Raw genomic sequence first — 12,248 nt, 5'->3', positions numbered from 1 at the left:
GATGCTGACGTGTTTTTTCCGTTATCTGTTCGGGGGTGGCCCTTCGATCGGGCGTCCGAGCACGCCGGGGCGCTGCTGCCAGGGCCGGGGCCCGGCGGGCGGCCGGTAGGCGACGCCCAGGGCGTCAAGTCGCCGGTAGTGGGCGGCCATACGGCGCTCGAAGCCGGCGAAGTCGCGCTCCTGCGGGGCGGGCAGCCGGCTCCAGGCGACCTCGGCGAAGGCGGCGAGCCGCGGGAAGGTCTGGTAATCGACGCGCGCGATGTCCTCCATCACCTCGGTCCACACGTTGGCCTGGGTGCCCAGCACGTGCCGGGCCTCCTCGGGGGTGAGCCGGGCCGGGACGGGCTCGAACCGGTAGACGTCCTCCAGGGTGCGCACGAAGCCGATCGGCACGGGTTCGTCCTCGCCCGGGGCCTGCCGGTGGTCCAGGTACACGTACTGCTCCGGGCACATGACGACGTCGTGCCCGGCCTGTGCGGCCGCGACGCCGCCCCCGTAGCCGCGCCAGGAGGACACCGCCGCCCCCGGCGCGAGTCCGCCCTCCAGGATCTCGTCCCAGCCGATGAGGCGGCGCCCGCGCGCGGAGAGCCACTTGTCGAAGTGCCCGATGAACCAGGACTGCAACTCGTCCTCGTCGGTGAGCCCCTGTTCCGTGATGCGGGTCTTGGCGGTCACCGACTCGCTCCACTGGTCCTTGCGACATTCGTCGCCGCCGACGTGGACGAACGCCGAGAACTCGGCGGCGTCCGCCGGGAACAGCTCCAGGACTTCCTCGAACACCCCCTCGTAGAAGCGCAGGGTGCTGTCAGTGGGGGCGAGTACGTTCGCGGAGATCCCCCAGGTGTCCCAGACGGTGAGGGCGGTGGTGTCGATGACGTCGGTGTTGCCGAGTTCCGGATACGCGGCGATGGCGGCCTGCGAGTGGCCCGGTACGTCGATTTCGGGGACGACGGTGATGTGCCGCTCGGCGGCGTAGGCGACGATCTCCCGGATGTCGTCCTGGGTGTAGTAACCCCCGTGCGGCTTCTCGTCCCACAGCGGCGAGGCGCGGTGACCGAATTTCGTCCGCGCCCGCCAGGAGGCGACCTCGGTCAGCTTCGGGTACCGCTTGATCTCGATCCGCCAGCCCTGGTCGTCCGTCAGGTGGAAGTGGAAGACGTTGAGTTTGTGCGCGGCCATCAGGTCCAGGTAGCGCAGCACGCCTTCCTTGGGCATGAAGTGCCGGGCGACGTCGAGCATGAGGCCGCGCCAGCGAAAGCGGGGGGAATCCTCGACGGTGATCTGCGGGAGGTCCCAGTCCTGCCCCGGCCGCACCGGTGCCCGGCGGAAGGCGTCGGGGCCGAGCAGCTGCCGGAAGGTTTGGGCTCCCCAGAAGACACCGGCCGCGCTGCCGCCCTGAATGAGGTACGGGCCGTCGTCGTTGACCAGGCGGTAGCCCTCCGGCGGCAGGTCGGTCTCGATGCTCAGCACGAGTCGGTTGGCGCCGTCGCCCCCCTCGGGGAAGGGCAGGCCGGTCGCGGCGCCGACCGTGGCGCGAAGCCAGCGCGCGGCGCCTTCCGTGCCGGGCCGCGCCTCCAGGGCCGTGTCGCTGTCGAGGCACGTGTGGCCGAGGGTGTTCCAGGAACAGCGCGCCGGAGCCGGAATCAGATCCACGATGTCAGTCACGTCAGTCCTTTACCGCTCCACCCAGTCCCGAGACCAGACGTCGCTGTACGAGTACGAAGAAGACCAGCACCGGAATCGTCATCACCGTGGACGCGGCCATGACGCCGCCCCAGTCCGGCTCGTCCGGCTTGTAGAAGACCAGCAGGGCCATCGGCAGGGTCGACTGGGAGGTGTCGCTGATGATGAAGGACTTGGCGAACAGGAAGTCGTTCCAGGCCGAGATGAAGGAAAACACGCTCGTGGCCACCAGGCCGGGGAACACGAGCGGGAAAAGGATCTGCCAGAGGAATCGCCCGCGGCTCGCCCCGTCCAGGTACGCGGCCTCCTCCAGCGCTTCCGGCACGGCTTTCACGAACCCCCTCAGCATCCAGATCGCGAAGGGCAGAGAGAACGCGATGTGAGGCAGGATCAGCGAGCCGAGGGTGTTCAGCTGGCCGAAGTCCCGCATGAGGAAGAACAGGGGGATCGTGAGGGCTTCCACGGGCACCATCTGGGCCACCAGAAACATGATCAGCAGGGTGGTCCGGAAGCGGAAGCGGAAGCGCGCGACGGCGGTCGCGGCGAGAAACGCGATCACCGCGGAGACGATCACCACACTGCCCGCCACCACAAGGCTGTTGACGAAGTAACGGCCGAATTCCTGCTGCCCGAAGACCCGCCGGAAGGAGTCCAGGGACGGTGCGAGCGTCCACGGCCTGGGCCGGTCGGACTCGATCTCGCCGGCCGGTTTGAAGGCGCTCAGCACCATCCAGTACAGCGGGAAGGCGACGGCGGCCGCGATCAGCAGGGCCGAGGCCTCTGCCGCCGACCGCCACGGCCGCTGCACACGCACGCGAAGAAGATTCACAGCTCCTCCCCCTGGCGGCGCAGCAGCCGCAGGTACACCAGCGTCACGGCGAGAAGGATCAGCAGCGTCACGACGCCGATCGCCGAACCGAGGCCGTACTGGGAGGACGCGAACGCCTCCTGGTAGGCGTACACGTTCAGCACCAGGTTCTGGCCCGCGATGCCGCCGCCGTTCGTCATGACGTAGATCTGCGTGAAAACCTTGAAGTCCCAGATGACCGACTGGATGGTGACGACGGTGAGGATCGGCCGGAGCATCGGCGCGAGCACCGAGCGCCAGATCCGCCACTGCGAGGCGCCGTCCAGGGCCGCGGCCTCCAGCACCTCGGAGGGTACGGCGCGGATCCCGGCGTAGACCGTCACCATCACGAACGGGAAGGAGCACCAGACCACTTCGAGCAGGACGAGGAGGAAGGCGCTGTAGCGCCCGTACGTCCAGGAGTGGTCGCCGAGGCCGAGGATCCGGTTCACCGGACCGAAGTCGGGGTCGAAGAGGAGCAGCCAGACCGTGGAGCCGGTGACGGCCGGGGTGGCCCAGGCGCCGAGCGCGGCCAGCATCAGCGCCAGCCGGGGTACGGCACGCACCCGTGTGAGCAGCACGGCGAGCGCGCAGCCGACGGCGAGGGTGGCGGCGACACAGGCCGCGGCGAAGACCACGGTGGCCAGCAGCACCTGCCAGAACTGCCCGTCGGAGAACAGGTCCGTGTAGTTGCCGAACCCCCGGAAGACGGTCGGTTCGCCCCCGCTGACCTGGGCCTGGGTGTACCGGAAGAAGGAGATCAGGCCGAGCTGGTAGACGGGGTAGACGAGCAGGGCGCCGAGGACGACGAGGGCGGGGGCGAGGTAGAGCCAGGGGGCTCGGTGGCGGCGCATGCTGCTCACCCGGCGGAGCCGAACGCGTCGTCCATCTTCTTCGCCGCGTCCTGCGAGGCCGCCGCCACATCCTTCTTGCCGCTGATGACCTCCTGGAACATCGTCGGCAGGACGAGCGAGGAGTCGATCTGCGACCAGGCCGGCGAGGCGGGGACGAACTTGGTGCCGGACGCCAGCGTGGTCACGAACGGCTTGACGAAGGGCTGCCGGGCCGCCGCCTGGTCGCGGACGTCCGTGAAGGTCGGCAGGAAGCCCATCGCGTCGAACAGGGCGGACTGCGTCTTCTTGGCGGCCAGCCGCTCCATGAGGTCCACGGCGAGCGTGCGGTGGGCGGTGCTCTTCAGGACGCCGATGTTGTTGCCGCCCGCGAACGCCGGGGCGATCGAGCCCGGGGCCACGCCCGGCAGCGGTACGACCGCGTACTTGCCCTTCACCTTCCCGGCCTCCACGGCCGCGTGGCTGAAGTCGCCGCCGATCGCCATGCCGGCCTTGCCCGCGGCGAACGCGGTCACGGTGTCGTTGCCGCCCATGCCCGCGCACTTGGCGGCGGGACAGTTGGCGTCGGAGAACAGGGACGTGTAGGCCTTGATGCCCTTGCGGGCCGCGGCGCTGTCGATCGCGGAGGCGTACGAGCCGCCCTTGCCGGTGGCCAGTTCGCCTTCGTCGGCCCAGATGAAGGGCATGGCGCCGTAGGTGTAGGCGCCGCCGACGGCCAGGCCGTACAGGTCGGGTTTCGCGGCCCGGATCGTACGGGCGGTGGTGGCCAGCTCGGCCATGGACGTCGGCGGTTTCAGGCCGAGTTCCCTGAAGACGTCGGTGCGGTAGTACAGGGCGCGGACGCCGACGTAGAAGGGTGCGCCGTAGATCTTTCCGTCCACCGTGACCGACTGCCGGGCCGTCGGGTCGGTGTTCTTCGCCTCGGTCCAGGAGGAGAACTCCCTGGTGACGTCGAGGAGTCCGCCGTCGTGGACGTAGCCGGCGGTGTCGGTGTTGCCGTACTCGATGACGTCGGGCGCCGAGGACGGGTCGTTGAAGGCGGCCTTGACGCGCTGGGCGCGGGTCTCGACCGGGATGTACTCGACGTCGACCCCGGTGCCCTTGTGGGCCTTGCGGAAGCCGGCGACGACGGAGTCGACGACCTTCTTCTTGGGCTCGTTGCCGACCTCCTGGAAGAGCCAGACCCTGAGGGTGCCGGTCTTCTCGTCCTTGTCGGAGGCGGAGTTGGAGGAGGACTGGGGGGCGCAGGCGGTGACGACGACGAGGGTGAGCAGCGCGGCGAGTGGGGCGGACAGCTTCATGGAGCGTTCCTCCGGAAGTAGTGCGTTGCAACATATGCAATGGCTGTTTCGCTCTGCACAACACCACGGAGGCTAGGGACAACATGAACATGCCGACAAGAGGTCTCAACCACTCTGTGACCAGAAAGCACAAAGGCCCCCGGGACGCGCCTCGACGCGTCCCGGGGGCCGTGCTGTCCTCAGCCGGGCGGGGGCAGCCCTACTTCTTGTCGCCGCCCTTGCCGCCCTTGTCGCCGCCGCTGCCCATGGACTCGTAGATCTCCTTGCACATGGGACACACGGGGTACTTCTTCGGGTCGCGGCCCGGCACCCACACCTTGCCGCACAGCGCCACGACGGGGGTGCCGTCGAGGGCGCTCGCCATGATCTTGTCCTTCTGGACGTAGTGGGCGAAGCGCTCGTGGTCGCCGTCGCCGTGGGACACCTGTGGCGTCGGCTCTACGAGGGTCCCCGTACCAGTCCCGCGCTCGGGCTCAAGAGTGCTCATATCAGCAAGAGTACTGAAGCTCACGGACATCAGTTGAGCGACGGGTCGTCGGGGTACGTGGCCACCATCGCCAGCTCGTTGCGCTGGCGGCGCAGCACCTCGCGCCAGAGTCTCTCCGGGGCCGGCGAGGACACGTCGCCCGGCTCGGACTCCACGACGTACCATGCGCCCTCCACCAGCTCGTCCTCCAGCTGGCCGGGGCCCCAGCCGGCGTAACCGGCGAAGATCCTTAGCGAGCCGAGGGCCGAGGCGAGCAGCTCCGGCGGGGCCTCCAGGTCCACCAGGCCGATCGCGCCGTGCACCCGCCGCCAGCCGAGCGGGGCGCGGTCGCCGTTCGCGCCGCCCGGGATGACCGCGACGCCGAGCGCCGAGTCCAGCGAGACGGGTCCGCCCTGGAAGACCACGCCGGGCTCGCCGGCGAGATCGGCCCAGCCTTCCAGGATGTCGCCCACGTCCACCGGCGTGGGGCGGTTGAGGACGACACCGAGGGAGCCCTCCTCGTCGTGGTCGAGAAGGAGCACCACCGCACGGTCGAAGTTCGGGTCCGCCAGGGCGGGCGTGGCCACGAGCAGCCGCCCTGTGAGCGAGGACACCTCGGTCATGCCAGACATGATCCCGCATCTTCCCCTGGAGTGGGGAGCCCATCGAGGTGTGGGAGTGAACGCAGCTCAGGGCGCAGAGGGGCGGCCCCGGCGCACGCAGGTCCACCGGTGACCCCACGTGCCCGACGCGGAACGGTTCGTGTTGTGACACAGCTATGACGTGGCTGGGTGGTCCTTGGGCTTACGGGAGGGGGGTGATCGGCGATTACCCTGTCTTTCCGGCCCCCGCGCTAAGTGATCGGCCGACCCCTGCCCGACTCATCGGAACGCGAGATTCATGACCGTCAACGACGATGTCCTGCTTGTCCACGGCGGAACCCCGCTGGAGGGCGAGATCCGTGTCCGCGGTGCGAAGAACCTCGTACCGAAGGCCATGGTCGCCGCCCTGCTGGGCAGCGCGCCGAGCCGACTGCGCAACGTTCCGGACATCCGTGACGTGCGCGTCGTGCGTGGCCTGCTCCAGCTGCACGGGGTGACGGTCCGCCCCGGTGAGGAGCCCGGCGAGCTGGTGCTCGACCCGACCCACGTGGAAAGCGCGAACGTCGCTGACATCGATGCCCACGCGGGTTCCAGCCGGATCCCGATCCTCTTCTGCGGCCCGCTGCTGCACCGCCTCGGCCACGCCTTCATCCCGGGCCTCGGCGGCTGCGACATCGGCGGCCGGCCCATCGACTTCCACTTCGACGTGCTGCGGCAGTTCGGCGCGACCATCGAGAAGCGCGCGGACGGTCAGTACCTGGAGGCGCCGCAGCGGCTGCGCGGCACGAAGATCCGGCTGCCGTACCCGTCCGTCGGCGCGACCGAGCAGGTGCTGCTGACGGCCGTACTGGCCGAGGGCGTCACGGAGTTGTCCAACGCGGCCGTCGAGCCGGAGATCGAGGACCTGATCTGCGTTCTGCAGAAGATGGGCGCGATCATCGCGATGGACACCGACCGCACGATCCGCATCACCGGTGTGGACCAGCTCGGCGGCTACACCCACGCGGCCCTCCCGGACCGTCTGGAGGCCGCGTCCTGGGCCTCCGCGGCGCTGGCGACCAGCGGCAACATCTACATCCGCGGCGCCCAGCAGCGCTCGATGATGACGTTCCTGAACACCTACCGGAAGGTGGGCGGTGCCTTCGAGATCGATGACGAGGGCATCCGCTTCTGGCACCCCGGCGGCCAGCTGAAGTCCATCGCCCTCGAGACGGACGTGCACCCGGGCTTCCAGACCGACTGGCAGCAGCCGCTGGTGGTGGCCCTGACGCAGGCCACGGGCCTGTCCATCATCCACGAGACGGTGTACGAGTCCCGGCTGGGCTTCACCTCCGCGCTCAACCAGATGGGCGCGCACATCCAGCTCTACCGCGAGTGCCTGGGCGGCTCCGACTGCCGCTTCGGCCAGCGCAACTTCCTGCACTCCGCGGTCGTCTCAGGACCGACCAAGCTGCAGGGCGCCGACCTGGTCATCCCCGACCTGCGTGGCGGCTTCTCCTACCTGATCGCGGCCCTCGCGGCCGAGGGCACGTCCCGCGTCCACGGCATCGAACTCATCAACCGTGGCTACGAGAACTTCATGGAGAAGCTGGTGGAGCTGGGCGCGAAGGTGGAGTTGCCCGGCAAGGCGCTGGGCTAGCACGGCCTGCCCGGCCGGCGTTCGACGCCGTCTTCGGCCGCGACCACAATGGGGCGGCACCCGAGATCACGGGTGCCGCCCCATCGGCGCTCTCGGCGGAGCGCTCGGCGCTTACTTGCCCTTGGCAGCTTCCTTGAGCTTCGAGCCCGCGGAGACCTTCACGCTGTAGCCGGCCGGGATGTTGATGGGCTCACCGGTCTGCGGGTTGCGCGCGGTACGAGCGGCACGGTGGGTGCGCTCGAAGGTCAGGAAGCCGGGGATGGTGACCTTCTCGTCGCCCTTGGAGACGATGTCGCCGACGACCTCGGCGAACGCGGCCAGAACGGCGTCGGCGTCCTTGCGGGTCACCTCGGCGCGGTCGGCCAGCGCGGCCACCAGCTCACTGCGGTTCATGTTGTTACTCCCGTGTTCTTCTTGCCGTTGAGGCGTGAGGTGAGATCGATGCCGATACGCTCGCGCCCAGGGACGCATCCTGCCCCTACCTGCGGCGGGAAAGCCAATCCGGCACCCGTAGGAGTCGAGAACACCCTAGGGAGTCACCCGAAAAGCGCCTGCTCGCCGGACACCATAGGGGCACCCGCCGGTGGGGGGTCCTGCGACGCGCCGGTGCGGGGGCTGTCGTGTCGATCCTCACAGCCCCTGCACAGGTCGGTCTCACAGCACCTGCACCCTACGGTACGGGCCGCTACGCCGCCGCGCCGACCGCCCTGGCCGCCTCGCGCACGGCTCCGGCGACCGCGCCCGCGACCTTGTCGTTGAAGACGCTCGGGATGATGTAGTTCGGGTTCAGCTCGTCCTCGGTCACCACGTCGGCGAGGGCCTTCGCGGCGGCGAGCATCATGTCGGTGTTGACCGTACGGGACTGCGCGTCCAGCAGACCGCGGAAGACACCCGGGAAGACCAGCACGTTGTTGATCTGGTTCGGGAAGTCGGAGCGGCCGGTGGCCACAACAGCGGCCGACTGGCGGGCGATTGCGGGATCGACCTCGGGGTCCGGGTTCGCGAGCGCGAACACGATGGCGCCGTCGGCCATGGCGGCCACGTCGTCTCCGTCGAGGACGTTCGGGGCGGAGACGCCGATGAAGACGTCGGCGCCGTGCACGGCCTCCTTCAGGGTGCCGGTCAGGCCCTCGAGGTTGGTGTTGTCGGCGATCCAGCGCAGCGGCGAATCGGCCGGGGCGTTCACCAGGTCCTCGCGGCCGGCGTGCACCACACCCTGGATGTCGGCGACGACGGCGTGCTTCACGCCCGCCGCGAGCAGCAGCTTGAGGATGGCCGTACCGGCCGCGCCGGCACCGGACATGACGACGCGGATGTTCTCAATTGCCTTGCCGGTGACGCGAAGTGCGTTCGTCAGGGCGGCGAGGACGACGATCGCGGTGCCGTGCTGGTCGTCGTGGAAGACGGGGATGTCGAGGGCCTCGCGCAGGCGCGCCTCGATCTCGAAGCAGCGGGGCGCGGAGATGTCCTCGAGGTTGATGCCGGCGAAGCCGGGGGCGATCGCCTTGACGATCTCGACGATGGCGTCGGTGTCCTGGGTGTCCAGGCACAGCGGCCAGGCGTCGATGCCGGCGAAGCGCTTGAAGAGGGCCGCCTTGCCCTCCATGACGGGCAGCGCGGCCTTGGGGCCGATGTTGCCGAGGCCCAGCACGGCGGAACCGTCCGTCACGACCGCAACGGAGTTGCGCTTGATGGTGAGGCGGCGGGCGTCCTCGGGGTTCTCGGCGATCGCCATGCACACCCGGGCCACACCCGGCGTGTAGATCATGGACAGGTCGTCACGGTTGCGGATCGGGTGCTTGGACTGCATCTCGATCTTGCCGCCGAGGTGCATCAGGAACGTACGGTCGGAGACCTTGCCGAGGGTGACGCCCTCGATGCCGCGGAGTTTGCCGACGACCTCCTCGGCGTGGGCCGTGGAGGTGGCCGCGATCGTGACGTCGATGCGGAGCTTCTCGTGGCCGGACGCGGTGACGTCGAGGCCCGTGACCGAGCCTCCGGAGGACTCCACGACGGTGGTGATCTGCGAGACGGCGGTTCCGCTCGCGGGCACCTCCAGCCGGATGGTCATCGAGTAGGAGACGCTGGGCGCCGTTGCCATGGCCGACTTCCTCTGCTTTCACCGTGTCGCGAGTTGTGCCGTCCGATCGTCGCACCTACCCCCGAGTACGTGGTAGCCGCCCTGGATTGCGGACGTTTTGTTCACGGGAGCCGCTAGATTTTCGGAAAACCACTTCCACCATACGAGAAGCGATCAGGCAAAGAAAGAGGCCCACGCCACATGGTGACGTGGGCCTCCCACACGTTCATGACACCGACCCGCCATGCTCGCCTCGCGGCAAGTGGTCGCTCGTAGCGACGAAGGTTGGGCCCGGGGGCTTGGATCGGGCCGGTGCCACACCCAGGCTAACAAACGGATGCCGACTGCCATTCCTTCTGCCGGGAGTTCACAGGAATCAGTCCCGCAGCAGGTCCGGCACGCCCGTCGCGTCCGGTTCGTCCCGCTCGCCCGAGACCACCGTCAGCTGCTGGGTGGCCCTGGTCAGCGCCACGTACAGCACGCGCAGGCCCGCCGGTGACTCGTCGGCGATCTCGGCCGGGGACACGACGACCGTCGCGTCGTACTCCAGGCCCTTGGCCTCCAGGCTGCCGAGCGCCACCACCCGGTCGCCGAGCCCGGCCAGCCAGCGCCGGGCCTCCTCGCGCCGGTTCATCGCGACGACCACGCCCACCGTGCCGTCCACCAGGCCGAGAAGCCGCTCGGCCTCGGCCCGCACGGTCTTCGCCACGGAGTCGTGCACCTGGGTGAAGCGGGGCTCGACCCCCGTGGACCGTACGGCGGACGGCGACTCGGAGCCGGGCATGGCGAGGGCGAGGACCTTGGCGGCCAGGTCGGCGATCTCGGCCGGGTTGCGGTAGTTCACGGTGAGCCGGAACCGGCGTCGGGGGCGGGTGCCGAGGGCCTCGTCGCGGGCCTCGGCCGCCTCGTCCGGGTCGGACCAGGAGGACTGGGCCGGGTCGCCCACGACCGTCCAGGTGGCGTGCCGGCCGCGGCGGCCGACCATGCGCCACTGCATCGGCGTGAGGTCCTGCGCCTCGTCCACAATGACGTGCGCGTACTCGGTGCGCTCCTGCGCGAGGCGCTCGGCCCGCTCCCGCTGGGTCTCCTCGCGCACCGGCATCAGCTCCTCCAGGCCGGTGAGCTGGTCCAGCGGATCGAGGTCGCGCTTCTTCCTCGGCCGGGCAGGGGCGCCGAGGACCGCCTGCAGCTCGTCCAGCATGGCGACGTCGTGCACGGAGTACCCGTCGCGCTTCAGCGAGCGGGCGACCCTGCGGACCTCGCCGGGGTTGAGGATCCGGCGGGCCCAGCGGCCGAGCCGCCGTTCGTCCGCCATGGCGGCGAGGACCCCCTTGGGGGTCAGCTCGGGCCACCAGGCGTCGAGGAAGGCGAGGAAGACGTCCTCACTCGTGATGTCCTCGTCGAAGGAGGAGCGCAGCTCGGCCGCCAGCTCCGGGTCGCTGTGCCGGCCGGCCGCGCCGGACTTCGCCCACAGGGCGTCCAGGAGCAGCCTGCGGGCGCGCGGGCGGAGCAGGTTGACCGGAGCGGTGCCGCCCAGGGCGGTGCGACGGATGTGTTCCAGCTCGGCGGCCTCCAGTTCGAGGCGGCGACCGAAGGCGACGACGCGGAGGCGGGACGGGGGACCGTCGAAGGCCTGCGGCTCGCTGTCCTCGTCCAGGGCGAGCTGCCCCACCCGAGCAGTCTTCCCCAGCTCCAGCGCGCCCCGGGCGGCCTTCCGCAGCACCTTCAGCATCCGGTACGAGCCCTTGGCACGGGCCGCGGCCGGGGAGTCGTACAGGGTGGCCTCGACGCCGTCGACCAGCGAGCCGATCGCGCGGATGGCGACCTGGCCCTCCTCGCCGAGCGAGGGCAGCACGCCCTCGGTGTAGGCCACCAGCAGCGGGGTCGGCGAGACGATCAGGATGCCGCCCGCATAGCGTCTGCGGTCCTGGTAGAGCAGGTAGGCGGCGCGGTGCAGGGCGACCGCGGTCTTGCCGGTGCCCGGGCCTCCCTCGACGTACGTCACGGAGGCGGCGGGGGCGCGGATGACCAGGTCCTGCTCGGCCTGGATGGAGGAGACGATGTCCCGCATGGTGTGGCTGCGGGCCTGGCCGAGGGCGGCCATCAGGGCGCCGTCGCCGATGACGGGCAGCTCGCTGCCACCGAGGAACGCGGACAGCTCCGGCCGCATCAGGTCGTCCTCGACCCCGAGGACCCGGCGGCCCTTGGAGCGGATGACCCGGCGCCGCACCACCCGGCCGGGATCCTTCGGGGTGGAGCGGTAGAAGGGCGCTGCGGCCGGTGCCCGCCAGTCGATGACCAGCGGGGCGTAGTCCGCGTCGAGCACGCCGATCCGGCCGATGTGCAGGGTCTCGGCGATGTCGGCGGTGTTGTCGGACCGGACGGCGCCCTCGGCGGGCTCCACCGCCGTGTACGCGCCGTCGGGACCCTTCTTGCCGTCCTTGCCGAGCAGCAGGTCGATCCGCCCGAAGAGGAAGTCCTCGAACTCGTTGTTCAGCCGGTTCAGGTGGATGCCCGCCCGGAAGACCTGTGCGTCCCGCTCGGCCAGCGCGCCCGGCGTACCGACCTGGCCGCGCTGGGCCGCGTCGTTCATCAGGAACTCGGCCTCGTGGATCTTCTCCTCGAGCCGCCGGTACACCCGGTCCAGGTGTTCCTGTTCGACGCTGATCTCTCGGTCGCGCACGGAGTCCTGTGCGCCGTGTACCGAGCCGACCGCGGACTGCTGAACCTGAGCGGCCACCGGGCCCCCTTCTGACGTGCTGGGCAGCCGTCAACCGTA

General features: G+C 69.8%; 10 protein-coding genes. 1 reads left to right on the top strand and 9 read right to left on the bottom strand.

Translation table 11 applies throughout. The features are described 5' to 3' along the window. Positions 1–21: 21 nt before the first annotated feature. From ABZ471_RS19305 to ABZ471_RS19280, 6 genes are all read right to left on the bottom strand, one after another. Complete coding sequence (locus ABZ471_RS19305) at positions 22–1,647, bottom strand: beta-N-acetylhexosaminidase (RefSeq protein WP_359068047.1); 1,626 nt, start codon at positions 1,645–1,647, stop codon at positions 22–24. A gap of 19 nt (positions 1,648–1,666) precedes the next feature. Then, the gene (locus ABZ471_RS19300; protein WP_359067970.1) at positions 1,667–2,512 is read right to left on the bottom strand and encodes a carbohydrate ABC transporter permease; all 846 of its coding nucleotides are present in this window, start codon (positions 2,510–2,512) and stop codon (positions 1,667–1,669) included. Next, positions 2,509–3,384 (bottom strand): sugar ABC transporter permease, encoded by an 876-nt coding sequence (locus ABZ471_RS19295; protein WP_359067969.1) that lies wholly within the window; start codon positions 3,382–3,384, stop codon positions 2,509–2,511. The genes ABZ471_RS19300 and ABZ471_RS19295 overlap by 4 nt, the downstream gene beginning before the upstream one ends. Before the next feature lie 5 nt (positions 3,385–3,389). Then, positions 3,390–4,682 carry an extracellular solute-binding protein gene (locus tag ABZ471_RS19290; protein WP_359067968.1) on the bottom strand — a complete coding sequence of 431 codons (1,293 nt, stop codon included), beginning with the start codon at positions 4,680–4,682 and terminating at the stop codon, positions 3,390–3,392. A gap of 199 nt (positions 4,683–4,881) precedes the next feature. Further along, positions 4,882–5,169 (bottom strand): DUF3039 domain-containing protein, encoded by a 288-nt coding sequence (locus ABZ471_RS19285; protein ID WP_359067967.1) that lies wholly within the window; start codon positions 5,167–5,169, stop codon positions 4,882–4,884. Positions 5,170–5,198: 29 nt separating this feature from the next. Next, the gene (locus ABZ471_RS19280) at positions 5,199–5,771 is read right to left on the bottom strand and encodes a YqgE/AlgH family protein (RefSeq protein ID WP_186581645.1); all 573 of its coding nucleotides are present in this window, start codon (positions 5,769–5,771) and stop codon (positions 5,199–5,201) included. A gap of 277 nt (positions 5,772–6,048) precedes the next feature. Between ABZ471_RS19280 and murA the strand changes: the two genes are divergently transcribed. Then, positions 6,049–7,389, top strand: a complete 1,341-nt coding sequence (gene murA / locus ABZ471_RS19275; RefSeq protein ID WP_359067966.1) for a UDP-N-acetylglucosamine 1-carboxyvinyltransferase — start codon at positions 6,049–6,051, stop codon at positions 7,387–7,389. A gap of 111 nt (positions 7,390–7,500) precedes the next feature. On the opposite strand, the gene ABZ471_RS19270 is transcribed toward murA, so the two are convergent. From ABZ471_RS19270 to ABZ471_RS19260, 3 genes are all read right to left on the bottom strand, one after another. After that, entirely contained in the window at positions 7,501–7,782 is a 282-nt protein-coding gene (locus tag ABZ471_RS19270; RefSeq protein WP_067001509.1) for an HU family DNA-binding protein, read from the bottom strand. 292 nt (positions 7,783–8,074) lie between these two features. Then, a complete protein-coding gene (locus tag ABZ471_RS19265; RefSeq protein WP_359067965.1) occupies positions 8,075–9,490 on the bottom strand; it encodes an NAD-dependent malic enzyme in 1,416 nt (471 codons plus the stop codon). Between the two features lie 355 nt (positions 9,491–9,845). Then, positions 9,846–12,209, bottom strand: a complete 2,364-nt coding sequence (locus ABZ471_RS19260) for a UvrD-helicase domain-containing protein (RefSeq protein ID WP_359067964.1) — start codon at positions 12,207–12,209, stop codon at positions 9,846–9,848. Positions 12,210–12,248: the final 39 nt, after the last annotated feature.

The organism is Streptomyces sp. NPDC005728, assembly GCF_040630895.1.
GTDB lineage: Bacteria > Actinomycetota > Actinomycetes > Streptomycetales > Streptomycetaceae > Streptomyces.
The sequence above is the reverse complement of the archived record's forward strand: the minus strand, read 5'-3'. Positions and strand labels throughout refer to the sequence as shown.